This window comes from Rhizobium gallicum bv. gallicum R602sp (assembly GCF_000816845.1).
Taxonomy (GTDB): domain Bacteria; phylum Pseudomonadota; class Alphaproteobacteria; order Rhizobiales; family Rhizobiaceae; genus Rhizobium; species Rhizobium gallicum.
Map to the genome: position 1 here is coordinate 1,643,054 of NZ_CP006880.1, position 26,493 is coordinate 1,669,546.

Annotated in this window: 25 protein-coding genes; 11 read left to right on the forward strand and 14 right to left on the reverse strand. The window is 59.2% G+C overall.

What is annotated here, in order from left to right:
* Positions 1 to 10: 10 nt before the first annotated feature.
* Positions 11 to 1,858, reverse strand: a complete 1,848-nt coding sequence (locus tag RGR602_RS30770; RefSeq protein ID WP_407692072.1) for a methanol/ethanol family PQQ-dependent dehydrogenase — start codon at positions 1,856 to 1,858, stop codon at positions 11 to 13.
* Between the two features lie 458 nt (positions 1,859 to 2,316).
* Here RGR602_RS30770 and RGR602_RS37805 point away from each other — a divergent pair, with 458 nt between their 5' ends.
* From RGR602_RS37805 to RGR602_RS30785, 3 genes are all read left to right on the forward strand, one after another.
* The gene (locus RGR602_RS37805; protein ID WP_166677365.1) at positions 2,317 to 2,682 is read left to right on the forward strand and encodes a hypothetical protein; all 366 of its coding nucleotides are present in this window, start codon (positions 2,317 to 2,319) and stop codon (positions 2,680 to 2,682) included.
* A 149-nt stretch (positions 2,683 to 2,831) separates the two neighbouring features.
* The gene (locus RGR602_RS30780; protein WP_040115757.1) at positions 2,832 to 3,080 is read left to right on the forward strand and encodes a hypothetical protein; all 249 of its coding nucleotides are present in this window, start codon (positions 2,832 to 2,834) and stop codon (positions 3,078 to 3,080) included.
* A gap of 1,646 nt (positions 3,081 to 4,726) precedes the next feature.
* On the forward strand, positions 4,727 to 5,119 hold the full coding sequence (locus RGR602_RS30785; RefSeq protein ID WP_040115758.1) for a c-type cytochrome: 393 nt from the start codon (positions 4,727 to 4,729) through the stop codon (positions 5,117 to 5,119).
* 55 nt (positions 5,120 to 5,174) lie between these two features.
* On the opposite strand, the gene rpe is transcribed toward RGR602_RS30785, so the two are convergent.
* The 8 genes from rpe to RGR602_RS30825 are packed head-to-tail and all read right to left on the reverse strand — an operon-like array spanning position 5,175 to position 13,804.
* Positions 5,175 to 5,864: a ribulose-phosphate 3-epimerase gene (gene rpe, locus RGR602_RS30790; protein WP_040115759.1), complete on the reverse strand. Its 690-nt coding sequence runs from the start codon at positions 5,862 to 5,864 to the stop codon at positions 5,175 to 5,177.
* Complete coding sequence (gene cbbX, locus RGR602_RS30795) at positions 5,861 to 6,799, reverse strand: CbbX protein (RefSeq protein ID WP_052451825.1); 939 nt, start codon at positions 6,797 to 6,799, stop codon at positions 5,861 to 5,863. The genes rpe and cbbX overlap by 4 nt, the downstream gene beginning before the upstream one ends.
* On the reverse strand, positions 6,792 to 7,211 hold the full coding sequence (locus tag RGR602_RS30800; RefSeq protein WP_040115760.1) for a ribulose bisphosphate carboxylase small subunit: 420 nt from the start codon (positions 7,209 to 7,211) through the stop codon (positions 6,792 to 6,794). The genes cbbX and RGR602_RS30800 overlap by 8 nt, the downstream gene beginning before the upstream one ends.
* A gap of 10 nt (positions 7,212 to 7,221) precedes the next feature.
* The gene (locus RGR602_RS30805; RefSeq protein WP_040115761.1) at positions 7,222 to 8,682 is read right to left on the reverse strand and encodes a form I ribulose bisphosphate carboxylase large subunit; all 1,461 of its coding nucleotides are present in this window, start codon (positions 8,680 to 8,682) and stop codon (positions 7,222 to 7,224) included.
* A 34-nt stretch (positions 8,683 to 8,716) separates the two neighbouring features.
* Positions 8,717 to 9,796 carry a class II fructose-bisphosphate aldolase gene (gene fba / locus RGR602_RS30810; protein WP_040115762.1) on the reverse strand — a complete coding sequence of 360 codons (1,080 nt, stop codon included), beginning with the start codon at positions 9,794 to 9,796 and terminating at the stop codon, positions 8,717 to 8,719.
* A 47-nt stretch (positions 9,797 to 9,843) separates the two neighbouring features.
* Positions 9,844 to 11,856 (reverse strand): transketolase, encoded by a 2,013-nt coding sequence (gene tkt / locus RGR602_RS30815; RefSeq protein ID WP_040116630.1) that lies wholly within the window; start codon positions 11,854 to 11,856, stop codon positions 9,844 to 9,846.
* A gap of 11 nt (positions 11,857 to 11,867) precedes the next feature.
* The gene (locus tag RGR602_RS30820; RefSeq protein WP_040115763.1) at positions 11,868 to 12,740 is read right to left on the reverse strand and encodes a phosphoribulokinase; all 873 of its coding nucleotides are present in this window, start codon (positions 12,738 to 12,740) and stop codon (positions 11,868 to 11,870) included.
* A gap of 14 nt (positions 12,741 to 12,754) precedes the next feature.
* Positions 12,755 to 13,804, reverse strand: a complete 1,050-nt coding sequence (locus RGR602_RS30825; RefSeq protein WP_040115764.1) for a class 1 fructose-bisphosphatase — start codon at positions 13,802 to 13,804, stop codon at positions 12,755 to 12,757.
* Between the two features lie 117 nt (positions 13,805 to 13,921).
* On the opposite strand from RGR602_RS30825, the gene RGR602_RS30830 reads away from it, so the two are divergent.
* Complete coding sequence (locus tag RGR602_RS30830) at positions 13,922 to 14,866, forward strand: LysR family transcriptional regulator (RefSeq protein WP_040115765.1); 945 nt, start codon at positions 13,922 to 13,924, stop codon at positions 14,864 to 14,866.
* Between the two features lie 36 nt (positions 14,867 to 14,902).
* Here the strand turns inward: RGR602_RS30830 and RGR602_RS30835 are convergent, their stop codons facing one another.
* From RGR602_RS30835 to RGR602_RS30855, 5 genes are all read right to left on the reverse strand, one after another.
* Positions 14,903 to 15,715, reverse strand: a complete 813-nt coding sequence (locus RGR602_RS30835; RefSeq protein ID WP_040115766.1) for a formylmethanofuran dehydrogenase subunit C — start codon at positions 15,713 to 15,715, stop codon at positions 14,903 to 14,905.
* Positions 15,712 to 16,620, reverse strand: coding sequence for a formylmethanofuran--tetrahydromethanopterin N-formyltransferase (gene fhcD, locus RGR602_RS30840; RefSeq protein ID WP_040115767.1), 909 nt, complete (start codon positions 16,618 to 16,620; stop codon positions 15,712 to 15,714). Before fhcD ends, RGR602_RS30835 begins: the two co-directional genes overlap by 4 nt.
* Positions 16,608 to 18,239: a formylmethanofuran dehydrogenase subunit A gene (locus tag RGR602_RS30845; protein ID WP_082046737.1), complete on the reverse strand. Its 1,632-nt coding sequence runs from the start codon at positions 18,237 to 18,239 to the stop codon at positions 16,608 to 16,610. The genes fhcD and RGR602_RS30845 overlap by 13 nt, the downstream gene beginning before the upstream one ends.
* Positions 18,236 to 19,321, reverse strand: a complete 1,086-nt coding sequence (locus RGR602_RS30850) for a molybdopterin-binding domain-containing protein (protein ID WP_052451827.1) — start codon at positions 19,319 to 19,321, stop codon at positions 18,236 to 18,238. Before RGR602_RS30850 ends, RGR602_RS30845 begins: the two co-directional genes overlap by 4 nt.
* A gap of 81 nt (positions 19,322 to 19,402) precedes the next feature.
* A complete protein-coding gene (locus RGR602_RS30855) occupies positions 19,403 to 19,795 on the reverse strand; it encodes a 4a-hydroxytetrahydrobiopterin dehydratase (RefSeq protein ID WP_040115770.1) in 393 nt (130 codons plus the stop codon).
* Positions 19,796 to 19,909: 114 nt separating this feature from the next.
* Here RGR602_RS30855 and RGR602_RS30860 point away from each other — a divergent pair, with 114 nt between their 5' ends.
* The 7 genes from RGR602_RS30860 to fae all read left to right on the forward strand — a co-directional run bounded on the left by RGR602_RS30860 (position 19,910) and on the right by fae (position 26,317).
* Positions 19,910 to 20,893, forward strand: coding sequence for a beta-ribofuranosylaminobenzene 5'-phosphate synthase family protein (locus RGR602_RS30860; protein WP_052451829.1), 984 nt, complete (start codon positions 19,910 to 19,912; stop codon positions 20,891 to 20,893).
* A 14-nt stretch (positions 20,894 to 20,907) separates the two neighbouring features.
* Positions 20,908 to 21,804: an NAD(P)-dependent methylenetetrahydromethanopterin dehydrogenase gene (locus RGR602_RS30865; RefSeq protein ID WP_040115771.1), complete on the forward strand. Its 897-nt coding sequence runs from the start codon at positions 20,908 to 20,910 to the stop codon at positions 21,802 to 21,804.
* Positions 21,782 to 22,909: an ATP-grasp domain-containing protein gene (locus RGR602_RS30870; protein ID WP_223844088.1), complete on the forward strand. Its 1,128-nt coding sequence runs from the start codon at positions 21,782 to 21,784 to the stop codon at positions 22,907 to 22,909. The genes RGR602_RS30865 and RGR602_RS30870 overlap by 23 nt, the downstream gene beginning before the upstream one ends.
* Complete coding sequence (gene mch / locus RGR602_RS30875; RefSeq protein ID WP_040115773.1) at positions 22,906 to 23,865, forward strand: methenyltetrahydromethanopterin cyclohydrolase; 960 nt, start codon at positions 22,906 to 22,908, stop codon at positions 23,863 to 23,865. Before RGR602_RS30870 ends, mch begins: the two co-directional genes overlap by 4 nt.
* On the forward strand, positions 23,858 to 24,790 hold the full coding sequence (locus RGR602_RS30880; protein WP_223844089.1) for an ATP-grasp domain-containing protein: 933 nt from the start codon (positions 23,858 to 23,860) through the stop codon (positions 24,788 to 24,790). The genes mch and RGR602_RS30880 overlap by 8 nt, the downstream gene beginning before the upstream one ends.
* Positions 24,787 to 25,650: a triphosphoribosyl-dephospho-CoA synthase gene (locus RGR602_RS30885; RefSeq protein WP_040115774.1), complete on the forward strand. Its 864-nt coding sequence runs from the start codon at positions 24,787 to 24,789 to the stop codon at positions 25,648 to 25,650. Before RGR602_RS30880 ends, RGR602_RS30885 begins: the two co-directional genes overlap by 4 nt.
* A 160-nt stretch (positions 25,651 to 25,810) precedes the next feature.
* Positions 25,811 to 26,317: a formaldehyde-activating enzyme gene (fae, locus tag RGR602_RS30890; protein WP_040116633.1), complete on the forward strand. Its 507-nt coding sequence runs from the start codon at positions 25,811 to 25,813 to the stop codon at positions 26,315 to 26,317.
* The last annotated feature ends 176 nt before the right edge of the window (positions 26,318 to 26,493 follow it).

The following is a 26,493-nucleotide window of genomic DNA, read 5'->3' on the forward strand; positions in this document are numbered from 1 at the left end:
TTCCCGTAGATCAATCCGGGAGACCGAAGACGGTGAGCTGACCGCCCAGCGTCGTGTAGTCGGCAAGAGCGGCATAGCCGCCGACAGCGCCGAGACCTGCCGTCGAGATCGACTTTTCTTCCTCGGCCGGAGCCTTCTGACCGGCAACGGCCTGCTGCCAGGCTGCAGCACCTTCCGCACCCAAAAGACCACCGGCAAGTCCGATGCCGGCCCATCCTCCAACACCCGACAGCACGGCAACATACTGCTTGCCCTTGTGCTCGAAGGTGTTGATGTTGCCGATAATGCCGGACGGGGTCTTGAACTTGTAGAGTTCCTTACCGTCCTTATCGACAGCCTTGATGTAGCCTTCCAGCGTGCCGTAGAAGATGACGTCGCCATCGGTCGACAGTGCACCCGACCACACAGAGAACTGCTCGGGCTTCGACCAGACGATCTCACCCTTGGCGGCATCCCAGGCGATGAAGTTGCCCATGCCGCCATGGCTGTTGGGAGCCGGGTACATCGATACCGTTGCCCCCACATAGGGCTGACCGGCGGTATAGCTGACCTGGTAAGGCTCGTAGTCCATGCAGACATGGTTGGTCGGCACGTAGAACAACCCGGTCTTCGGCGAGTAAGAGGCCGGCTGCTGGTCTTTCGTTCCAAGTGCGGCCGGGCAGACGCCCGTCGTATTGGTGTCCTCGCCGTTCTGCTGCGTCGAGTACTGGGCAACCACCTGCGGGCGGCCATACTCCTTGCTCTTCGGATCCATGACGACTTCCGTCGCCCAGTTGACGGCCGGATCGTATTTCTTGGCAACGAGCAACTCGCCGTTTGCGCGATCCATCGTATAGGCGAAGCCGTTGCGATCGAAGTGCACCAGCACGTCGCGTTTCTGGCCGCCGACGTCCATGCCGTCGACGAGGATCATCTCGTTGACGCCATCGAAGTCCCATTCGTCATGCGGGGTCATCTGGTAGACCCACTTGGCCATGCCTGTATCCGCATCACGCGCGAATATGGTCATCGACCATTTATTGTCGCCCGGTCGCTGAACCGGGTTCCAGGTCGACGGGTTGCCGGTCCCGTAGTAGACCAGGTTGAGCTTCGGATCGAAGGCATACCAGCCCCAGGTCGTTCCGCCACCCTGCTTCCATTGCTCGCCTTCCCAACTGCTGACGCCCGAATCCTTGCCGACCGGCTTGCCCAGATGAGTGGTCTTTTCCCCATCCATCAAGGTTTCCGAGTCAGGACCGGTCGAATATGCCTTCCAGGCAACCGAACCGTCTTTGAGATTATAGGCGGTCACATGGCCACGCACACCGAACTCGCCGCCCGATATGCCGATCAGCACCTTGTCATTGAAGACCATGGGTGCGCTGGTTCCGCTCTCTCCCTTACCGCCGGCCGTATCCTCGCCGTTCTTCACCGACCACACGACCTTGCCGGTCTTGGCGTCGAGCGCAACGACTGTCGTGTCGGCCTGGTTGAGAATGACCTTGCCATCGCCATAGGCAACGCCACGATTGACCGTGTCGCAGCACATGATCGGGATGACGTTGGGATCCTGCTTGGGCTCATACTTCCACAGGATCTTGCCGTCATTGTTGAGATCGAGAGCATAGACGGTATTTGGGAACGGCGCATGGACATACATCACGTCGCCGATCACCAGAGGTCCACCTTCATGACCGCGTAGCACGCCGGTCGAGAATGTCCATTTGACCTGGAGGTTCTTCACATTGTCCTTGTTGATCTGGTTCAATTTCGAAAACCGGGTATTGGCATAGTCACCCGTCGGAATCGCCCAGTTTTTGGAATCGGAGATCAATTTTTGGACCTCGTCGTTGGCAGTAACTCCTCCCGCCAATGACAAAGATACCGCAGTCGTCACCAATGCCGATTTTATGAAGCTTGCACGTACACGCATTTAGTCCTCCCTAAGTTCGCAAGGATGACGAGTTATAACGGCGCCTGTTCAGCGACCCGCGTCATCGGTTCAGCGTGTGGGAAGTATTTCCGGCAGCGTGTCACGACCTAAGCCAGGCGCGCGGAGGGCACCGTTACCGCCCACCCGCTTGGCCTACGAAGACAGTCACCACTCCCTTGACGGTAACGTCCTTGAAGCCGGAAACAAATAGACCATAAGAGATAGATTTGCTTTCTGCAAGCGTGTTTGTTCAGCAATATTCGCTGCGTTGCAGCATCAATTTTGTGCAATGCAATATTAATATTGTCTGATTACTGTAAAACTACTGCCAATGTATCGACGTCATTGAAATTATGCTATAATAACACTGAATATCATCTTTGTCAGACAGAAAACTGCTCTGCATGAAAGGAACCGCCATGATCGCGCTTAAGACACTTGGTATCGCGACCTTCGCACTTGCAGCAATCAGCTTCACGCATCCGGTGGCGGCGGGAACCCGTTATCCGACCAACGTCATTGCAGAATATGTCTATGCCTGCATGAAGGCGAACGGCGAAAATCGGGCGATCCTCGACCGTTGCTCGTGTTCGATCGACGTCATCGAATCGATTCTGCCCTATGAACGCTATGAGACGGCCTCCACCTTTAAGCAAATGGGGCTCCTCACCGGTGAAAACGGCGCATTGTTCCGCGAAAGTGCCCCCGCAAAGGCTGCGACGGCGGAGCTGAGAAGAGCCCAGGCCGAAGCTGACATACGATGCTTCTAAATCGGATTTCGGTTCCTGGACTAGCTCCATCTCGGGCAGCATGACCATCGAGGGAGAGCAGATTGATGCGGCTCCTGCATCCTGTGGACTTTATCAGCAATTATTAAAATGCCGTAGTCTCGCCAAAGGGAATCGGACACTATCGGTCTATGCGCGATATCTCACGGCCGTTCACTACCGACGACAATCTCGAAAGGCACATACGCTGCCAGGAGGCGTTGCAGTTCGCGTTCCTCGACCTGATAGCGGCAGCCGTTGCCGTCGGCTGGAACGAGCGTGAGGCGATTGTCGCGGTCTTGGATCTTGCCGACAATCATATGCTGGCACTGGCGGCAAACGATGGCATGTCCGCCTTGCTCGATGCCTTGAAGAAGGCGCCTCGACGCTCATCGCAATAAGAACATATGGTCCGCGATCGAGTGGTTAATATCGCGTCCTTTTTTGTTGGGACAGAGTTTTAATGCCCAATTGGCTTTGCCCGCATCGCGCGACCTATCACGGGCCGCGGACTGGTGAGTAACAGAGGGTAGTCAAACCGACAGAGCGCGTGAAGGGGGCATCGTTATTTCACTTCCTGACTTTCTGGAACATCGCCTTTCGTGACCGCTCAGTGGAAGACTGGCGACCGACACGGCCCATCTCCTATCGCGTTCAGCTCTTATGTTTGCCGCCCTGCGGGTTGCTTTTCGTTGCGGCCTTGATCTGATTGGCGAACGTACTCTCCACCTTCATCGGAGACTTCTCCTGTTTCGGTTTCCGCGCTTCACGGTTGCCTCTTACTTGTCCTTTAGCCATTGGTGCGATCCTTTTTGAAGTTAGAATTGATGTGTGAGGACAGATTCACAAGATTCCGATACGACCATTTCGATGTCCTCGGTGAGCGAGCCCACGAGAACTATTTGGTGGTCCCGCGTAGGTGCTACATGGCCGGCCAGCTTATTGGAGTGGCGCCCGAAGCATGTTGAGCTCAAACGAAGACATGTATGAAAGATCGAACACGGAAGACATTCTGTCCTCCTTTGAGAAGGCTAGGGTGTGGGGCCTTCGATCAGCAGTCCCGTAATTAAGACTGCTGAAGAACGGACCATGCGCTCTTCCCATTCTCAATACAACTGAATTCGGAAAAGGCGCGTTGGTGACGCGGGACATGAAACTGGCGACGAGAAGCCGACGATCCGATCGGTCAGCATCACTGCCTCGCGAAAACGTTGCCATCAGCACAGGCTCGGGAGCGACGGGAGAGTAAGTTGCTGTTCGCTCACCCAAGGGAGACGAGGCGAACAACTGATCGAGGATCTCGCATGCGAGGTTTTAGGTGTGGCCAGGCTGCCGTCCCCCAGGAGGAGAAACCGAAAAAACCACCCGCGACCTCCCGCAGCTGCAGGTTTCTATGCATGATCCCGGCTCGAAAGGAGCCCTCATCTGCGCGACGTTTAATGCGCCTTTCCAGCCGGTGCCCGCATTGCGGCGGATCGTCGGATTTCCCTCTTAGATCTCTGTACCCTTCGGTGGATACTCGCACCGCCATCGCACGACGCGCAAGTTCGGATGCTCCTCGGACCACTTGGCAATCTGAGGAGGCGCCTGGGCCATGCAGGCCATCAAGCTTCCCCTGTTTTCGAAATGAAGATGTTCATCCCGGCAGCTCGAAGGCCTGTCCGCAATACAAATTGTCAAGACGAGTTCGATAAATATCATGTCGCACCTTTCGACCAAGGAGGCCGCGCCGCAGCAATCTCTCAGGCACCGCAGCCGGGACCGCCAACCAGCCGCGCCCCCGCGGTGCTGGAAGAGGTAAGGGTATGAAGAGGCTAAAAGCTTCACTCCGGCCCGTCAATCGCGACCTTCGTCCGGCGCGATCAATGAGGGTTCAATGGCTTATCAAAGGGTTGACTTACATTCCCTGGCGGGTAACTTTTTTGCCGGATCGCAAGTCTGCCGCCACCGTACGGAAGGCCATGCGATCCAAAATGGCTGGCGCCGGTGGAGGAACAGCAGCGCCTGCCTTCGTCAAAGGGCACCCTTGGCGAAATGAGGAAATATCATGAACTATCATATCCTTCTGATCGGTGTATCAGTTGCGATCTTTTCTGCCTGCGGGGTCAATGCTCAGGAGGGAGATGCCAACGCAGGCGCAACGGTGTTCAACAAGTGCAAGATCTGTCATAGTGCCGACACTGACCAGAACAAGGTAGGCCCGTCTTTGAACGGTGTGATCGGCAGGACTGCCGGCTCGCATCCCGGGTTTTCTTATTCCAAGGCAATGACCGATGCGGGCAAGGCCGGCCTGAAGTGGGACGAGGCATCGTTGCGCGACTACCTCCACAATCCGAAGGCGAAGGTGAAGGGCACCAAGATGGCTTTTGCTGGCCTGAAGGACGATGCCGACATCGCCAATCTCCTCGCTTATCTCGAGCAATTCCAGAAGAAGCAATAAAAAAGAAGACCGCCGGCAGTCGCCGGCGGTCTCATCACCCCTTGACTTGCTCGGCTTACGCTGCCTGCTGCGCCAGCGCCTTGTCTGCCTGTCGGCGGATCGCTTGGATATTGCCCGCATAGGCCGACGCGTCATTGTCTGCGAATATGGCCGAGCCCGAAACAAGAACGTCGGCACCGGCAGCAGCGATCAGCGGCGCGGTTTCGGCGGTAATTCCGCCATCGACTTCTATATGGATCGGGCGATAACCGATCAACGCGGCCACGCGGCGCACCTTTTCGGCGACCGCTGGGATGAAGGCCTGACCGCCGAAGCCGGGATTGACGGTCATCAACAGGACGAGGTCCAGCCGGTCGAGCACGTATTCGATCACGCTTTCAGGCGTCGACGGATTGAGCGCGACGCCTGCCTTCTTCCCGAGATTGCGGATCGCCTGAAGCGTTCGGTCGAGGTGGGGCCCAGCCTCCGCATGGACCGTGATGTAATCGCAGCCGGCAGCGGCGAAGGCGGCGAGATAGGAATCGACCGGCGCAATCATGAGATGACAGTCGAACACGGCGTCCGTCCGGTTACGGATCGATTTGACGACCGGCGGCCCGAATGTGATATTGGGTACGAAATGACCATCCATGACATCGAGATGGATCCAGTCTGCGCCCGCCTTGATGACCTCCTCCACCTCATCACCCAACCGGGAAAAATCTGCCGAAAGGATGGAGGGGGCAATGATCGATTTGCGGCTCATGACCTGGCCTCCTCTTGTCTTGCTGCGCTGTTGAAGACGCGACTGGCCTGGATGTCTTCGGCAACGATGGTGGACAGCACCTTGGCATCAATCGGGCCGGCGGAAGTCTCAAACAGCCGGTTTGCCTGACGCAGGCGCGCGCGATCGAGGGCGTTGCGGATAGAGCGCGCATTGGCAAAATGCGGTTGGCGGCGCCGAAGGGCGATATATTCTTCCATGGCGGCGCGGGCCCTGGCGTCGAAACGATAGTTCTGCTTGGTAAGTGTCGCCTCGGCGATCCGCAGCAGTTCGTCGTCGGTGTAATCGGGAAAGTCTATATGATGAGCGATACGCGAACGAAAGCCTGGATTGCTTTCGAAGAAGCGCTCCATCCGGTCGGCGTAACCGGCCAGTATGACGACGAAATCCTCACGCTGGTGCTCCATGACCTGCAGGAGGATCTCGATCGCTTCCTGGCCGTAGTCGCGCTCGTTTTCCTGCCTGTAGAGATAATAGGCCTCGTCGATGAAGAGGACACCCCCCATCGCCTTTTTCAGGATCTCCTTCGTCTTCGGCGCCGTGTGGCCGATATATTGCCCCACCAGGTCGTCACGCGTCACCGATACCAGATGCCCCTTTCGGATGTAGCCGAGGCGATGGAGCAGATCGGCCATGCGCAATGCAACGGTCGTTTTCCCAGTCCCGGGATTGCCGCTGAAGCTCATGTGCAACGTCGGCGTTTCATGGGCGAGACCGAGACGCTTGCGCGCGCGTTCGACCAAAAGCAGGGCCGCGGTTTCCTTGATCCGCTGCTTGACCGGTGCAAGGCCGATAAGAGAATTGTCCAACTCGTCGAGGAGCTCCTTGACACCGGACTCGACATATTCCGCCCGCAGATCGATGGCTGAGGGCTCCTCGTCATCGATCTTAGGTCTCTTGGGGACCGCATCAGCCATAACGTTCTCCCGCCGGCCGGTCTGCCGCATAAGAACGCGTGGTGTAATGGAGCCGTCTGCCGGCCGCCTCCTGCCGCTCAAGCCGGAATCCTGGCTCTTGCGCGGGACGATTGACGATGAATGAGAGGCGAACGGACTCCCATCCATGGCTGCTGTCGAAGGCGACGAGCCGGATATAGCGGTCGCCATAGACCTTCCGGCACTCGTTCAGCTCCATTATCAGCGCGGCTGCGTCCGCATTGTCAAACATCGGGTGACCCCACATGTCCCAATAAGTGTTGCGGGGATGGGGATCATCGGTGAATTCGAGGCTCGTCGCCCAGCCCTTGTCGATGCAGTATTGCGCCTGCCGGGCGATCTGCTCGTCCGTCAGCGGCGGCAGGAACGAGAATGCTCCCTGGGTGATATGCATGTGAGGTCTCCTATTCTGCTGCTGTGGCCGTCGGCACGAAATCCGGCGTGTCGGTCGAGGTGTAGTTGAAGGTCACGTCCTTCCAGACGTCGAGGGCCTGCTGCAATGGTCGGCAGAGGCGCGCCGCCTCGCGCAGGATCTCCGGTCCCTCGTGCACGATGTCCCTCCCCTCGTTGCGGGCAAGCACCATGCATTCGAGCGCAACGCGGTTGGCAGTGGCGCCGGCGGCAATGCCCATCGGATGCCCAATGGTGCCGCCGCCGAACTGCAGCACGACATCTTCACCAAGAAGGTCCAAGAGCTGATGCATCTGCCCTGCGTGGATGCCGCCGGAAGCAACGGGCATCATGCGGTTGAGAGAGGCCCAATCCTGCTCGAAGAAGATGCCGTTCTCCAAACGCATCGGATTGAAGCCTTCGCGGCAGACGTCGTAGTAGCCGCGTGTCGTTGCGGGATCGCCTTCCAGCTTGCCGACAACGGTTCCGGCGTGAATGTGGTCGACGCCTGCAAGCCGCATCCACTTGGCGATCACCCGGAAGGACACGCCATGTGTCTTCTGGCGCGTATAGGTCGAGTGTCCGGCGCGATGAAGATGCAAGATCATGTCATTGCGACGTGCCCATTTTGCCATGGATTGGATCGCCGTGTAGCCGATGACCAGGTCGATCATGACGATGACCGATCCAAGCTCCCTGGCAAATTCAGCCCGCTCGTACATGTCCTCCATGGTGGCTGCCGTGACGTTCAAATACGTTCCCTTGATTTCGCCGGTCTCGGCCTGGGCCTTGTTGACCGCCTCCATGCAGTAGAGGAAACGTTCGCGCCAATGCATGAAAGGCTGCGAATTGATGTTCTCGTCATCCTTTGTGAAATCCAACCCGCCCTTCAGCGCTTCATAGACCACGCGGCCGTAGTTGCGTCCCGAAAGGCCAAGCTTCGGTTTCACGGTCGCGCCAAGCAGCGGGCGACCGAACTTGTCCAAGCGCTCGCGCTCGACGACGATGCCGGTCGCAGGCCCCTGGAAAGTCTTCACATAGGCGACCGGAAACCGCATGTCCTCCAATCGCAATGCTTTCAACGGCTTGAAGCCGAAGACGTTGCCGATGATCGATGCGCTCATGTTGGCAATCGAGCCTGGCTCGAACAGGTCGAGGTCATAGGCGATATAGGCGAAATACTGGCCTTGCGCATTCGGCACAGGATCGAGCCTGTAGGCCTTTGCGCGATATTTTTCGGTTGCCGTCAGCCGGTCCGTCCACACGACCGTCCAGGTGGCGGTGGAGGATTCGCCCGCGACGGCCGCGGCAGCCTCGACTGGATCGACGCCGTCCTGCGGCGTGATGCGGAAGAGTGCGATGATATCGGTATCCTTCGGCTCGTAATCAGGCTCCCAGTAGCCCATTTTCTTGTATTCCATCACGCCAGCTCTGTAGCGTTCCGCACCTGTGACGGTTTGCGATTTATTGGCCATGACTTTGTCCTCTCGTTGTCTTCTGGATCGCCGATCAGGCGGCTTTGGCTGCTGTGGTTTTCGGATCGAGTTCGCCCGCGGCATAGCGTCTCGCCATCTCATCTAAGGCAATGACCTTGATCCTTGAGGCGTTGCCCGCCGTGCCGAAACGTTCGAAGCGGTCACGGCAGAGATTGCGCAAGGCATCCATTGCAGGTTTCAGGAATTTTCGCGGATCGAATTCCTCCGGATGCTCAGCGGCGATCTTGCGAAACTGCCCCGCCATCGCCATGCGACAGTCGGTATCGATGTTGACCTTGCGGACACCATGGCGAATGCCGCGCTCGATCTCCTCGACGGGCACGCCGTAGGTCTGCGGCATTCGTCCTCCGAAGCGGTTGATGACGTCCTGCATTTCCTGCGGGACCGAGGATGAGCCGTGCATGACGAGATGCGTGTTCGGCAGCTTGAGGTGAATTGCCTGGATGACGCCCATTGCCAGAATGTCGCCGTCCGGCGCCCTGGTGAACTTGTAGGCGCCATGAGACGTGCCGCAGGCGATCGCCAGCGCATCGACGCCGGTGCGCGCGACGAAATCGACGGCCTGGTCAGGATCCGTCAGAAGCTGCTCATGTGATAGAGCACCTTCAGCGCCATGACCGTCCTCGGCAGCGCCGGTACCGCTCTCCAGCGAACCGAGAACACCTAGCTCCCCTTCGACCGAGACGCCCAGCCAATGGGCAATGTGCGTGACCCGTTCGGTGATCGCGACATTATACTCATAAGACGAAGGTGTTTTGGCATCCGCTTCGAGAGAGCCATCCATCATCACCGAGGTGAAGCCGTGGCGTATCGCCGTCATGCAGGTCGCTTCGTCGCTGCCATGGTCCTGATGGACGCAGATGGGTATGGCCGGATAGATTTCCGAAAGCGCCTCGATCATGCGCGCCAGCATAATGTCCTTTGCATAGGCGCGGGCACCCTTGGAGGCTTGGAGAATAACGGGAGCGTCACAGGCGGCAGCCGCCTCCATAACCGCAAGCCCCTGCTCCATATTGTTGATATTGAAGGCGGGAACTCCATAACCGTATTCCGCTGCATGATCGAGCAGCTGGCGTAGTGCGATGCGGGCCATAAGCCTGCTCCTTTCACGTTGAACTGTCCGGCCGGCCTGATCAGACCTCAGGCCGCAAGTCTCAGCGCCGCCTCCACGACGGCCCCGGGGGTGATGCCGAAATGGTCATAGAGTGCGGCGGCAGGAGCGCTGGCACCGAAGCCCTCCATGCCGATGAAAATGCCACCGTCTCCAAGGTATCGGTCCCAACCGAGGCGCGCCGCCGCTTCGATGCCGATCCGCGGTGCGGTTCCGAGCACTGCCTCGCGGTATTCGGACGGTTGTTGTTCGAATAGCTCCCAGCACGGCATGGACACCACCCTCGCGCCGATGCCGTGTGCAGCTGAAAGCATATCGGCAGCAACACAGGCAATTTCGACCTCGGAACCGGTCGCGAGGAGCGTGATGGGGGATGGTTGCGAGGTCGCGCGCAGGATGTAGGCGCCGCGCGCAGAACGGTTTTCTTCGCTATTGGCCGGGCGACACATCGGCAGGTTCTGCCGCGACAGCACAATCAGGCTCGGACGATTGCGGTCCTTGAGGGCCTGCTCCCAGCATTCGGCCGTCTCGACGATGTCGCACGGACGATAGACGTTCAGGTTGGGTGTCGCGCGCAGCATTGCCAGATGCTCGATCGGCTGATGGGTCGGTCCGTCTTCTCCAAGGCCGATCGAGTCATGCGTCATGACGTAGATGACCTGCTGCCCCATGAGTGCCGAGAGGCGGATGGCGCCGCGCGCGTAGTCGGAGAAGGCGAGAAAGGTGCCGCCATAGGGAATGAACCCGCCATGCAGGGCAAGGCCGTTCATCGCAGCCGCCATCGCGTGTTCGCGGATACCATAATGGATATAGCGGCCGGCGTAACTTCCCGGCTTGATCGGCTCCATTCCCGCGGTCAGTGTCAGGTTGGAATGGGTTAGGTCCGCCGAGCCGCCGATCGTCAAATCCGTCGCGGCGTTGATGATGCCAAGAACCATTTCGGAGGCCTTGCGCGTGGCGACCTTGGTCGCCTTGGCCTGATGCGTTCGACGAAACTCGGCAAGTTCATCGAAGAGTGATGTGTCGATCTCACGGCCTATGGTTCTCACGAAGGCGGCGCCTTCGGGAGCTGAAGCAACCCGGTTGAGCCATTTGGCCCGCTCGGCTGCCCCGCGTGCGGCAGCATCGCTCCAGCGCTCCAAAATAGCCTCAGGAACCTCAAAGGGCGCCGCTCTCCATTTCAGGACGTGTCTTGCCGCGGCGACTTCGGCCTCGCCGAGCGGCGCGCCATGCGTCTTCTCCGACCCCTGAAGATTTGGAGCGCCCTTGCCGATGATGGTACGGCAGGAAATGAGCGACGGCTTGTTCGAAACTCTTGCCCGGGAAATCGCCCGGCCAATCGCATCGAAATCGTGCCCGTCGATCTCCTGAACGTCGAAGCCCGCCGCCTGGAAGCGTGCCAGCTGATTCATCGAGGTCGAGAGGCTGGTGGGGCCGTCGATCGAGATGGAATTGTTGTCCCAGAACACGATCAGCCGCGACAGCTTCAGATGGCCGGCAAGATCGATCGCTTCATGGCTGATGCCCTCCTGCAGGCATCCGTCACCGGCAATGACATAGGTATGGTGATCAACGAGCCCGTCGCCATAGCGCGCATTGGACACGCGCTCGGCAAGCGCCATGCCGACCGCCGTTGCGATACCCTGGCCCAATGGACCCGTGGTCGTCTCGATGCCGAGGGCGTGACCGTGCTCGGGATGCCCGGCAGTCCTGGCGCCTAGCTGGCGGAACCGCTGCAGCTCCTCGACCGTCATATCCTCATAGCCGATCAGGTAGTGAAGCGCATACTGCAGCATCGAACCGTGGCCGGCCGAAAGAACGAAGCGATCACGATCGGGCCAATCGGGGTGGGAAGGATCGATCTTGATGAAGCGATTGAACAGCACCGTTGCGACGTCGGCCATGCCCATCGGCATGCCAGGATGGCCGGAATTGGCCTTTTGAACGCCATCCATGGCAAGCGCTCTGATGGCATCGGCCATGTCTTGTTCCGTTACGATAGCGGGTTCGATAATGCTCTGCGGCTGGAGTTGCGTGTTCATCGCTTTCATCCTCATGAGGTGCGGCTTTTGCGTTCGATCAGTTGCATGATCAGGGGTGTCAGGATCAGCTGCATGGCGAGATCGAGCTTGTTTCCCGGCACCACGATAGAATTGGCGCGTGACATGAACGAGTCGTGGATCATCGACAGCAGATAGGGGAAATCGATGCCGCGCGGTCTGGCGAAGCGGATGACGAGCATCGATTCGTCAGGCGTCGGTATCCAGCGCGCGATGAACGGGTTGGACGTGTCGACGATCGGAACCCGCTGGAAGTTGATATCGGTCAGCGTGAACTGCGGCGTGATGTAGCGGACATAGTCGGGCATGCGCCGCAAGATGACGTCCATGACTGCTTCCGTGGAATAGCCGCGAGCTTCGCGATCACGGTGGATCTTCTGGATCCATTCGAGATTGATGACAGGCACGACGCCGATCTTCAGGTCGGCGTGACGGGCGAGATTGACCTTGTCCGTCACCGCGCACCCGTGCAGCCCTTCATAAAAGAGCAGGTCGCTTTTCGGAAAATCGCGCCATGGCGTGAAGCAGCCCGGCGGGACGTCAAAGCGCGCGGCCTCCTGTTCATCGTGGATATAGGTCCTTGTGTGGCCCGTGCCGCTGCGACCATATTCCTCGAAAACGGCTTCGAGCGTCTCCAGTTCGTTGGCCTCTGCGTTGAAATGGGTGAAATTTGGATTGCCGTTCCGTTCCTCCTCGGCCACCTTTTCCTTCATGGCCTGCCGGTCGTACCGGTGAAATGCGTCTCCCTCGATGAAGGCAGCTTCGATTTTCTCGCGCCTGAAGATCTGTTCGAAAATCCGCTTGACCGACGTGGTTCCGGCGCCCGACGATCCGGTAATCGAAATAATGGGATGCCTTGCCGACATGTCTTGTTCTCCGATCAGGCCCTGAAGAGACCGCGATTGCTGAAGAGCGGTGCACGCTCGGCAATATTGCTCGGCTCGGTGTGGTAGCGCCCGATGCGCATGACCTCCCGCGCCGAGCCGAAGACCAGCGGAACGCGCTGGTGCAGTGACGTGGGCGTCACGTCCAGAATACGGCTGATCGTGTCGGTGGCGGCTCCGCCGGCCTGCTCAATAAGGAAAGCAATGGGATTGGCCTCGTAGACCAGCCGCAGCCGGCCCTCGCCATAGCCCCTGCGCGTGTCGCCGGGATAGAGATAAACGCCGCCGCGCATGAGGATGCGATAGGCATCGGCGGCAACGGCCGCGATCCACCGCATGTTGAATTCCTTTTCACGCGGCCCTTCCGTCCCCTTCAGGCAATCATCGACATAAAGCCTGACGGCCTCGTCCCAATGACGATAGTTGGAGGCATTGATCGCGAATTCCTGGGTCCTCGGTGGAACGACCACGCTTTCGTGGGCATGAACGAATACGCCGCCACCTGAGGAAAAGACGAAGACGTGGGTGCCGCTGCCGAGGCTGAGAACCAACGCAAGCTGCGGGCCGTAGATGAAAAAGCCGGCGGCGAGCTGGGCGTCTCCCCGTTGGAAGAAGGAGGCGTTAGGCTCGCCGACCGGATCACCAGCCGCTGGAAGGATGGAGAAGATCGTCCCGATGGAGACGTTTATGTCGATGTTCGAGGAGCCGTCCAACGGATCGATGGCGACGGCAAGCGGAGCTTTCGGATCGAGGAGCGCTGCGTCTTCGAGTTCCTCGGAGGCGTAGAGGCAGACAGGCGCCTCTCGCATCGCGTCGATGAAGAGGGCATCGGCCAGGACGTCGAGGTCCTTAGTTATGTCGCCGCCTGGACCAACTTGGCCGCGTTCTCTGGAAAAGGCCTTACCGGGCGCACCCTGATTGATCGTGCTGTAGAGCGTGACGGCAGCGCAAGCCAACTGCCGGATCGTGACGGCGGCAGCTTCGCAATGGGGGCCACCACTGTCGATATGGGAACTCAAAAAGTTGTCTAGCGTCGACGAAGTCATAGCCTACCTCCCCGCCCGCTCCTCACTGCCCGGGCATGGCAACATCGAAACAGGAATCTCGAATTAAGTAAAATTTATTGTATTTACTAGTTAGCTAAAAAAAATTAAGCTATACAGATGAAAAACCTGACGCTTCGACATTTGCGTGCAACGCAGGAGATCGCGCGGCACGGGACAATCGTGCGGGCCGCCAATGCGCTCGGCCTCACCCCCTCGGCCGTCACCATCCAGCTCAAGCAGATTGAGGAGGATGCCGGCATCATCCTTTTCGACCGGACAAATGATGGAATTCGTCCAACGGCGGCGGGCCTTGCTTTCATCGATGCCGCCCAGATGATCGAGGAAAGGCTGCGCCAGCTGGACGACGAAGTCGATGCAATCAAGGGCGTGCGCACCGGCACCCTCGCCCTCGGCGTCGTCTCGACCGCAAAATACTTCGCGCCGAACATGATGGCGACCTTCCGCAAGAGCCACCCCGGGATCGCCGTTTCACTCGCGATCGGCAACCGGGCGGAAATCATTACCAAGCTTAAGAACCATGACGTCGACATCGCCCTGATGGGCCGTCCGCCCAAGGACATGCCGTTGCACTCGGTAGGATTCGGCGACCATCCGCTTGTGATGGTCGCACCGCCCGACCATCCCTTGGCAGGGAAACGGGACATCACCAAAGACGAGATCGCAAAGGAACATTTTCTTGTCCGAGAACCCGGCTCCGGCACGCGCATATCGCTGGAAATCTTCCTCGGCGAGATTCCGGGCAGGCTCGATGATCTGGGAACCGAGATGTCGTCGAACGAGACGATCAAACAGGCCGTCATGGCGGGCCTTGGCATCGCGTTCATTTCGGCCCATACCATCGCCATGGAACTGGAGTTCGGCAAACTCGTCACCCTCGACGTCATCGGAATGCCGATCCGCAGGCAGTGGTTTTCGGTAACACGGACGGACAGAACCATCTCCCCGGCGATGAGTGCCTTTCAGGTGTTCCTGCGTGAGCGGGGAGCCCAATGCCTGCCCTTCTTCGATAAGCTTTATCCGATGTTGCAGCAATCCGATTGAAGATCTTCGGCCGATCTTAAACCGGATGGCCACGGCTCAACCTCGCGCAAACATGATTTCGCCCGTGCCCAAGACCGCATTGTCGCCGCCGAAACGGAAGGGTTTTTTGCCGAGCAGTGGCCGGTCGAGGATTTTGTCTTCCATCAGATAGCGGTCGAACAGTGCCGGAAAGACGATTTCGACCCGGCCGCAATCGATGAACGTCGGCGAAAGGGCCGCCGGTCGCCGGTCGAACAGAAGCGAGCCGCGCTTCATCAAGTGGCCGGGATAAAGACCGACGCGTCCGATTGCAACGATCGTCCCGGCGGTCATGCCGAGGCCGGCGTAATCGCCGCATCCCTTCAAAAGCGCGATGATGCCTCGCCGCATTTTCTCGCCGGGGCGATGGCCGGCCTTGCCGCCAACAATCACGATGCCACCCGTCATGCCGTGGATCTCTCCCACCATCGGCCCGCCAAGGCCGTCGCCTGCGTCACCGGCGATCTCGATGCGCCCGTTCCTCATACCCGATCCCGCCTGTAAACCGGCCTTTCCTTCGATGTTCAAGAGGCCGCCAGCCATGCGGCGACCGGCGCGGGCGCCGACATCGCCCTCGACCCGGATCTTTCCCGCCGTCATCTCCGCTCCGACGAGGTCAAAGCGCCCGCTGCCGCCTGAAAACACGATGGATGAGATATCCCTCCCCTCCACCTTGAAGACATCGCCCACCGTGGCGGGACGCCGGCTCGTTCCGATCGGCAATCTGGCGATGTCGGCAGGCTGCATGCCGTTGAGCTTTTGGGGCGTCAAGCCGGATAGATCGAGCCTTTCATCCGGTTCGGAGCGAAGGGTGAAGGTCAGCGGCTTCATGGCAGGAGATCCCTCAGATGATAATGGAACTTGCCGAGTTTGCCGCCATAGTTTCCCGCGCTGATGCGCAAAGCGCCGCGCCTCGGCCCGAAATTGATGACCGCCTTCAGCCCGGCACGCATCGCTGCAGCCACCGCCTCGCTCGTCTCCCCGTCGATGACGATTTCAAGGATTGCATTGATGTCGGGACCGAGCGCACTCTTGGTCACCCCCCGTAGTGTGGGCGCATAGGCATCGTTGGTCGAAGCCATCATGCCCTTGTACTTGCCGCCGATTTTCGAGCCGGAGCGCACGATGCCGCCGGGGAAAGGCATGATTGCGCCGGGAACCTTCTCAATCGCTGCCACGGCGCGCTCGGCCGCCGCCAGCGCCTTTGCGCCGTCTGTGGCGAGCAGGAAGAGGTTTCCGCCGCCAACCGCCTCTTTCGTCAAACCGGTCTTCGCCTCGCACAGGAATTCGCCATCCATGACCGGCACCCGCCAATAATGCTTGCCGCCGAACTTCTTGGAGATCTGCCATCCGTCGCCGAAATAGCGCAGGGATGATCCGAGATCGAGCGAAGCGCTGCCTTCGAGCCCGGAAAAACAGGCGCTGCCGGGCGAGGTCAGAACGCATTGACCGAGCCTGGTTTTCAACTGCTTCTGCAGCTCGTCCGTCCCCATCGCAAAGATCATCACGCGGCAGCCCGGACGCCCATCCGGCGTCCCGGACGCCGGAATATCGATGTCGATCGCCGCCTCGCAACCACAGCCGATGACGGAGGTCGCAAAGCCCGACATGGTGGTCGCCGCCTGGCGCGCCCACTTCAGGTTCGGCGCGGTGATGATGATTGCGGTCGCACGCATGCCGAATGCCTCGGCAAACGTGTCGTCGATCTCAATGCCGTTGCGGATCAGCTCTTGCATGCGACCTCCGCAAAAGGGTTTTCGCGACAAATCGCTGAATCTGGAAAGGTGAACCAGTCGAGCGACAGACCGTAGCGATCTTCGTGATAGGCTTGCATGCGCTTGGTGATACCCTTGTCGGGTGGCAAATTGAGGTGCACCGTCTTTCCCCAACGATAGTGCGTGACGACGCCGTCCTCGACGACCAGGTCCCCGTTCTTGAACACCAGAGCCGCGTCGCGGAACATCCTTTGGACATCCTGCCCTTTCCGGTAGACGGCGACATCCGCGATTGCACCGGGGCCGAGGTGCCCGCGGTCATCGAGGCCAAGCAGCCTCGCCGGCGCTGCTCGCGTCATGACCGCAACCTCCTCAAGCGTATATTCGCGGGAGATCGAGGCGAGTGTGGTAAGCTCCAGCGCGGAGCGGTCGAGCTCGTCCATCTTGGCATTGCGGACATCGCGGCGCATCAGCAACTCGAATAATTCGGGATAGGCCGTGAAGGGAGCGCCGTTCGGATGGTCGGTGGTGAAGAAAACCCGCCATGGGTCGTTGATCAGCAAGAACAACTCGAGCCCCACCGCCCATTGCAGCGAACCATAGTAGTCCTTGCGATAGCGATAGGGGACAATGCCGCCGCCGTTTCCGTCGCCGTCGAAGAGAATGGACTTTTTCGGACTTGCCGTTCGCATTCCGGAATACTGCCTTATGACGTCCGATGAGATCGTCACTGTCTGGCCAAACATCACCTGTCCGACGTCGATCGTCACGTTTTGCGTGCTGTTGACCAGATCGGCAAGACGGGCAGCCTCGGAGGAAAAGCCGCGTTTGCCTTCGGTGCCGTAACCATAAAACTGCAGGTGCGCGAGATGGATTGGTTGGCCTTGCGACGCGCGAATTGTCTCAGCAGCCGTTACGGCGTTTCCGGCGATACCAAGGTTGTTGGCGTGGACATGGAGGGGGTGAGGGATTCCCAGACGGCCGACGGCGGACTGCAGCGTCTCGACGATCTTGCGGGAAGTGACCCCGTAGGATGGCACGACGTCGTCGAAGGCGAAGCTGCGGATGTTTTCCTTGAACGCGGCTGCTGCGCCTGCATTGATCACCTTCACGCCGAGCGATCTTGCCGTCGACACCGTCCAAGCCACGTAATCATCGATCATCGCCGACGAGGCGTTGTCCCTGATCATCGACAGAAGGAAATCGTCATTGCCGAGGATTGCAAGCGTTGCCTTGTCGATGATCGGGATGTCGGCAAGCTCCATATGGGTATGAAGCGCATTCGAAGGCGACATGGCGGGCTCTACCACGGTGGTAAAACCCATCTGAGCGTAAAGGCATCCGGTGTTGAAGGTAGACCACCCGGCGTTTGCAAGCGGCGTGTGCAAGGGCCGTTTGAGGTGCGCGGCATGTTGTTCGGGCAACAGAAGACGGGCCGTATTGACGTTGCCGCCGCCGATATGCGAGTGGATGTCTATTGCACCGGCCATGACGAAGCAGCCGGTAACGTCATAGGTTTTGTCAGCCCTCTTTGAGACCGGCTTTTCGATGATGACGCCATCCTCGATCCAGACGTCGCGTTTGCCGGTCGGACCGTTGATCGGATCCACCACTTCCCCACCTGCAAGACGGATCATCATGATGGCAAACCCTCTGCCTGCAGGGCCTGCTCGAGTTGCCCGACGATTGAATGAATGCTGGGGAGAGCGGACGGCGCCGTTGCGGCAACGGATCTTAGGGTTCCGATGCGGCTCGAATAGACCACGCCGTCATGGTCAAGGCCAGCCTTGCCGATACGAACGGTGACCAACGCGCCGGCGGCGGGCCGTTCACTCCTCACCAGCGCGACCGTGGGCACTCGGCTGCGTTTCGGCAGACGCGCCTCGTCACGCTCCGATACCCACAAATGCATATCCGCCTCCTTATCTGCAATCATCCGCTCGATGTCGCAAAGCCATGGGTCATGGATGGGTGAGCCGGTCGAAAAGCCTGTTCGCGGCGGAAAGCCCGTCATCCAGGTCGATGCCAAGACCATGCCCCAGGCGTCGTCGTCGCACGGGAGGAAAAGAGCCGTCGCCCGCCGGGCTCTGTTGATGTCGGCCAGCATGCCTTGTAGCATCGCCAGACTGGCCGGGTCATTGAGATGGGAGAAGACGAAGACGGGAAAACGCGCGCTCGCCATTTCGCTCAAGAACGCATCGATATTGGCGAGAGGGGCGGATGTTTTTCTTCCAGCCAGCACCGCCCTGAGGCTTCCGAGCACGGCGTCGATGGGAAAATCGGACGAGCCCACTTCGATCGCCTTCAAACGTCGCAGCGGCTCGCTGGCGGCGGCCGGCGCCTTGCCTTTGATCTGAAGCCAACGCCTTCGGCTTGACGACGACAGATCCGCCGTCGTTGACGCAAGCGATAAAAGCAGATCGTGATGAGCCGCTGCAATGTCGCCGACGATGATGATGAGGTCGGCGCGGCGCCGCACTTCCGTCGCCGTTGCAAAAAAACCGCCGATATCCGTGTGAAGTGCCACTTCATGAAGAAGGTCGCGGCCATTCACGTGGTCATAGGTCGCCCCGACCCGCTCCGCCAGCGCAATCAGGCTGCGGGAGCCATGGACATCCGATTCAATGGAAAATACCGGGCAGCGGCTCTTTGCCAGAAGCTTTGCCACCTGCTCAATTGCAGCAGGCAAAGGAACTGTTTGGCTGCCGATCCATGCAACCATCACACTCCGAAACTTTCTGGTGCCGTCGTGAATTTATCTGTTCTTCGTCAAATGTGAAGTCCATCCGACGAAAAATGCCGATCAGCTATCATATTTCAGGTAAGCAAACCGCTGATCGGCGTTGGGCGTGCCTTCGAGAGTACCGTCCGCCTTGCCCGGCTGCCATTGGACGACGTCCTCAATCTTTTTGGCGAGTTCGAAATCCTTGTCGGTCACGCCTTTGGCAGCATGGTTCATCAACAACACCTCCACCCACGCATAGGATGCCTTGAGATCGGGATGGTGCCAGGCCGCCTCTGCCAGGTGTCCAACCGTGTTGATGACCATAAGGGTGGATTTCCAATTGTGCGTCTTGTATCGGCGGCGTATCCAGCCGTTTTCGTAGCGCCAATGCGGAAGCTCCGCCTGCAGCTTCGAAACGATCTCGTCCTCGGAATAAACGCGCTCCCGTTTCCGTTCCGTCTCCTCGCTCATCGCGGCCGCTCCTTTGGTTCTTTTCTCCCGGTTCGTCACCCAGGCTTGCGCTGGTAGTAAAATACGATAACATAACTCAGGGCCCGATTATCAAAAAGTTCAGAAATAGAACCGATGTCGGACTCCGTCTCCATTCAAGTTCCTGGACGCTTACACCTCGGATTCCTGGACATCCCTGGCAAGGACAGCTCGCGCTTCGGCAGTATCGGTTTGCCGCTGGACGGCATATCGACGCGGCTGGAGATCTCGCGGGCAGCCGAGACCAGCGTCCATGGACCCGATAGTGCCCGGCTTTTTGCTCACCTTACGGCCCTGCGGTCTCGTCTCAAGCTTTCAGGCCATCACCGGGTGATGGTTCGAGAGACAATCCCGGCCCATGCCGGGTTGGGGTCTGGAACCCAGCTGGCGCTCGCCGTTTCCGCAGCGCTTCGAAGCTTGCATGATTTGCCGTTCCACATCCGCGAGGATGCGGCCTTCCTGGGGCGCGGCGCACGATCGGGAATCGGCATTGCCGCCTTCGAGGAAGGCGGTCTCATCTTCGATGCGGGCAAGGCCAGGGACGATCTGACCCCGACCGTCATTTCCCGCATTCCGTTTCCGAGCGAGTGGCGCATCATCCTCGTTCTGGACAGCCTTGCTCACGGAATTCACGGAGACGCCGAAATCAAGGCATTCCGCGCGCTAGCGCCGTTTCCTGCAACCGGCTCAGCTTCGATCTGCCGCCATGCGCTGATGGAGATCATGCCCGCCGCGATCGAAAAGGACATTGCGACTTTCGGCAATGCGGTCACGGCAATCCAGCAAACGCTGGGCGATTATTTTGCGCCGGCCCAAGGCGGCCGTTTTACAAGTCCGGCGGTCGAAAGGACGCTCGCAAGGCTTGCCGAATGCGGAGCCGTCGGCATCGGGCAAAGTTCCTGGGGACCGACCGGATTTGCCTTTGCCGCATCTCAGGCGGCTGCCGAGCGGGTTGTCGCTTGCGCCGCGCTGATGGACACACAAACGACAATCCGCATCGTCGCCGGCAGAAATGAGGGGGCGCAGATCGCGCGAACGAGGGCGCCGCAGCAATTCGAACTGGGTCGGGAAACATACTAAAGAAGGCGAGCCAAATGAGCCGGAAAACCATTCTCCATATGCTTACGCCATTGAAGCAGATGAGCCCGTTCGACGTCAATATGGCCCTTGATGCGGGTTATGACCATGTCGTTCCTTACACTGACGTGGCGCTCGCCGACATAGCCGGCCTTGTCCAGGATGCGGTCTTCTCACGTCCGCCCGATGCCGGCGTTGCCACCGGCATTTTTATTGCCGGGCGTGATACGATCCTGGCACTCGACATGATCGATGCCGCAAAGCAGGCAATGGTGCCCCCTTTCGAGGTGTCTGTCTTCGCCGATCCTGCCGGCTCGTTTACCACCGCCGCAGCGATGGTCGCCAGAGTGGAGAAAACACTTGGAAAACTCCACAATCGTGAGCTGGCGGCAACGAAAGTGAGCATTTTCGGCGCGACCGGCGTCGTCGGCTACTGCACCGCGGTGATCTCAGCCAAGGAGGGCGCAGACGTCACGCTGGTCGGTCACGACGGAATTGCGCGTGTCGAAGCCATCGCCGAGGCCATCAAGGCCCGCTTCGGCGTCACTGTGAAAGCGGCGGACGGTTCAACGGAAGAAAGGAAGACGGAATTGATGCGCCAGGCCGAAGTGGTGCTGGCCGCAGCCAAGGCTGGCGTCAAGGTGATCTCTGCCGAACAACTGCGCCAGGCAGCAAATCTGCTTGTTGCGGCAGATGTCAACGCCGTGCCGCCGGCAGGCATCGAGGGCCTGGCCGTCCATGCGAAAGCCGACACGCTCGGGGAAACCGCCGCAGTCGGCATCGGTCCGCTTTCTATCGGCAATATCAAGTACAAGACCCAATCAGGGCTGTTCAAACAGATGATCGGCGCTGAAAAACCGGTAATTTATGATTTTCAGGATGCTTTCACCCTTGCCCGCAGCATCGAAAAATAGTCCTGCGATTATGATCGCGGCCATTTCCGGCCGGTCACTTGCCGCAGCAGCGCGCCGTGCCGGCTATCGACCGCTGGTGGCCGATCTGTTCTGCGATTGCGATACGGTGGCCCTTTCCGAGAGGACGGCGCGCCTGTCGGGCAGTATAAGCCAGGGAATAGACTGCGAGAAAATCATAGGCATATTGTCACGCCTTATGGGCGACGAGAAACCGGCCGCATTGCTCTACGGCTCCGGCTTCGAACGTCAGCCCGAGGTCATCGACGCACTCGGTCGAGTGTTTCCGCTTGCCGGCAACAGCGCCGACACCGTGCGCGCGATCAAGGACCCCGCCAACCTGTCCCAACTTTGTCGAAGCTTGGATATCCCGCATCCGGCGATCCAGTTCTCGTTACCAGAAAAACCGGAGGGCTGGCTCACGAAGCTTGGCGGCGGCGCCGGCGGGTCGCATGTCAGACCGGTCGCAACGATGCCTGCCCTGCCAGGCTACTATTTTCAAAAGCGCATGTCCGGCCGCAGCATCTCGGCTCTTTTCCTGGCCCAAAATGGTGCCGCCCGCATCATCGGCGTCAGCCGGCAATGGTCTTCGCCTTCGCCAACGTCACCATTTCGTTATGGCGGCGCCGTCCGCCTCATGCGATTTGACCGGCAAAAGAAAATGCAAATGGGTTGCTGGCTCGACAAGCTGACGCGCCACTGCGGCCTTGTGGGTCTTTGCAGCGCCGATTTCATCGATGGGTCGGAGGGGCTTCATCTCATTGAAATCAACCCACGGCCTGGCGCAACGCTGGATATCTTCGACACCGATAGCGCACCCCTCCTCATTGAGCATTTGCGCGCCGTGCGCGGGGAAAGGATCGAGGTGCCAGTCTATCGCGGGGCTGCGGCTGCGGCGATTGCCTACACGTCTCGTTCCATCTCCTGTTTCCCCGATGTCAAATGGCCGAACCTGACGGCCGACCATCAAAGGCCGGGTTCGGCGCTCGGCCCCGGCGATCCGGTTTGCACTGTGTTGGCGCATGCCCGATCCGCCTCCGCAGCAGAGCGCGCTGTCAAACGTCGTGTCAACCAAGTAGCGCAGCATTGGAAGGAGGAATTCCAATGAAGAACGGAATGGCCCATCTGAACAGGAATGCGCAACGGATCATCGATCAGATCATTGCCGACGACGAAAGATTTGGCGTCGCATATGGCCGCGGCTCTCTTGGAGAACATCTCATCGACGCCGGCGCGGCAAGCCCCGGAGGCCTCGAAGTGGGTTTGCGGATGGCAGAAATCTGCATGGGTGGTCTGGGAACGGTGTCGCTGGCGCTCGATCGTCATAACCGAAAATGGCCGTTGAGCGTTACCGTCCATTCCTCGCAACCGGTTCTTGCCTGCCTGGGCAGCCAGTATGCGGGTTGGCGGCTTTCGCATGAGAAATATTTCGCCATGGGCTCGGGCCCTGCGCGTCTCTTGGCGCGCGTGGAGCCGCTTTTCGAGGAAATTACCTATAGCGAAACCGATGCTTCGACGTCAGTTCTGCTTCTTGAAACGAGCAAGGCCCCACCGCCAGCCGTTGTCGAAAAGGTATCAAAGGCGACAGGACTAGGCCCTGACGCTTTGACCTTCATCTACGCGCCGACGCAAAGCCTTGCAGGCTCCGTTCAGATTATCGGGCGCTCACTGGAGGTCGCTCTTCACAAGGCCCACAGCCTCAAATTTCCGTTGGACGCGATTGTCGACGGCACGGGATGCGCGCCGGTCCCCGCGCCTCATCCGGACTTCCTGCAGGCCATGGGGCGGACGAACGATGCCATCATCTATGGCGGATTGGTGCAGTTGTTCGTTCTAGGCAGCGCGGCCGACGCGCGCGCGCTCGCCGAAGAGCTGCCGAGCTGCAGGTCGCGTGACTACGGGCAGCCTTTTGCGGAAATCTTCGAGAAATTCAATGGCGATTTCTACGCGATTGATCCGCATCTCTTCAGCCCGGCCGAAGTGATCGTTACGGCTGTCGAGACAGGCGACACCTTCCGCGCCGGTGAATGGAACAGAGATATGCTGGAGCAATCCCTTGGTTGAACAGACGGTGATTTCAGACAAAATTCTCATTCTTTCCGACAAACCAGACCGCCAGGTGAGACAGTTGCGTCGCGCCTTCGGAAAACTCGGCGCGGAGACGATCTTCTGCCCGCTTGCCGATATCGCGTTCGATACCCGGTATCCATCAGGCATTGCCATCCCGATGCTTGACGGAGCCCTTCCGGCCGGTGTGATCGTCCGCTCCATCTCCGGCGGCAGCTTCGAAGCGATCACACGCCGTCTCGGCATCTTGCACGCGCTGACCCGACTTGGCGTGCCGGTCTGGAACTCCGCCAAAGCAATCGAGCGATGCGTCGACAAATCGACGACGACGTTTCTTCTTGCGGCTGCCGGAGTGCCAACACCGGAAACCTTCGCAGTGGAAGGTCCCGCCAATGCCAGGACCCTCGTCAAGCGCGAGGTGCCCCATGGCCTCCTGGTGCTGAAACCTCTCTTTGGATCGCAGGGACGCGGAATAAGGCTCATTCGTTCGATCGACGATCTGCCTGACCCGGATGAGGTCGACAATGTCTATTACCTGCAGCGCCTTGTACTTCGTGCCGGACCGCCCTATCGGGATTACCGGATATTCGTCAGCAATGGTGAAATTCTCGGCATGATGGGTCGTTGCGCCGACGGCTGGATCACCAATATCGCCCGCGGCGCGAAGGCCGAGCCGGTCGTCGGGCCGCTGCGCCCGAAGCTTGCCGAACTTGCGCTTGCCGCCGCCGCCGCCGTTGGAACCGACTTTGCGGGCATCGATATCGTACAGGGATGCGAAGGCAATCTTCTCGTACTGGAAGTCAACAGCATGCCGGCCTGGACCGGCTTGCAATCCGTTGTCCCCGTCCGCGTCGCCGATTGCATCGCTCAGGCAATGGTCGCCCTTCTCAGTCCGGACGTAAAGGAAAGGCCCGCAGCATGACGCTGACGCGGCAAGAGATCATGGCAGCCTACCTGGACGCCTGCCGCGCCGAGATCGATGCCTTGAAGCCGGGCAATGTGCACCGCTTCGCAGACGGCCACCGGATGACGGCGGATCAATTCCTCCAAAGTGCGGCCGTCAGCTCGCTGTCGGTCACCGATCCGCTTGCATCGGTCGGTCAGCGTATTCTTCGTGCGGTAACTGCCACCCGCGAAAGCGTGGGAACGAACACCAATCTCGGTATCCTCCTGCTTTGCGCGCCGCTTGCCAAGGCGGCCGAGAGCACGTCTTGGGATTTCCGCAAGGGCCTCACGCAGACATTGGATGAAATGAATGCGGGCGATGCCCGCGACGTCTTCGCCGCAATCCGCCTCACGAATCCGGGAGGGCTCGGCAGCGCCGAAGAACATGACGTTAGAGACGAGCCGACGGTGTCTCTCGTCAACGCCATGGCCATGGCAGCCGACCGCGACATGATCGCCCGACAATATACGAACGGCTTTGAAGACATCTTCAACGGCGGCCTGTCGGCGTGGAGAGAAGCGGCCGCGCGCGGCGAAGAGGACATGTGGCCGACAATCTTCGTCTTTCTTTACTTCCTGTCCTCGTTTCCCGACAGTCATATCGGGCGCAAACACGGGACCGGTCTCTCTGTTGAAATTGCCAAAGAGGCCGACACGATACGCCGTCGGGTGATGGATGAGACGCGCTTGCCCAGCCGGGAAAAGATTCTGCTGGACTTCGACAGGCGGCTGAAGGACAGGGATATCAACCCCGGGACCTCCGCCGATCTCACGGTTGCGACGCTTTTTGTCCGTAACATGAAGTTCGGCTTGCATAATCGCAGCTTAGATGTTTGAATTTGGCCGGCGAATAAATCTTACTCGCTGCTATCTGGCCAACCGACCCAGTCAAGGGTGCTGCGAACAAGGATAGCTGTCCATCGAGCGTCGTGTCTCGTGTGGTACGGCTTCTTTGGACGAAACTTTTTGACCATACGGTACAAGGGAGGAATTGGCCGTGGCAAAGATTAGCAAGGTAATGGTTGGTGAATCACTCGTTGGCGAGGGAAATGAAGTCGCGCATATCGATCTTCTGATCGGACCGCGTGGAAGCGCCGTGGAAACGGCATTTTGCAATGCGCTCACCAACAACAAGGACGGGTTTACGTCACTTCTGGCGGTCATCGCCCCGAACCTGGCCTGCAAGCCGAATACGATATTGTTCAACAAAGTTACGATCAAGGGTGCCAAGCAAGCCGTGCAGATGTTCGGCCCGGCACAGCATGCTGTGGCAAAGGCAGTCCAAGACAGCGTAGCCGAAGGCATCATTCCCGCCGACGAAGCCGATGACATCTTCATCTGCGTCGGCGTCTTCATCCACTGGGAAGCAGAAGACGACGCCAAGATCCAGGATTATAACTACAGGGCAACGAAGGAAGCGATTGAACGCGCAGTCACCGGCAAGCCGACCGCGGCGGAGGCAACTGCTCAGCGCGACACCGTCAAGCATCCTTTCAGCGCCTAGACACGAAACAACCCCGCACAGGGCGAGCCCGCCGTAGAAACAGGCGGCCTGTTGCGCCGGTTGTCGAAGCTTTTAGGCTTCAGCGTTACGCCATCTTCAAGCGCCAATGGTTGAAATGGCAGTGCTTCGGCTTCACGATTGAGAGAAGAGGCAGAGCGCCTCTTCTCTTGAATTCC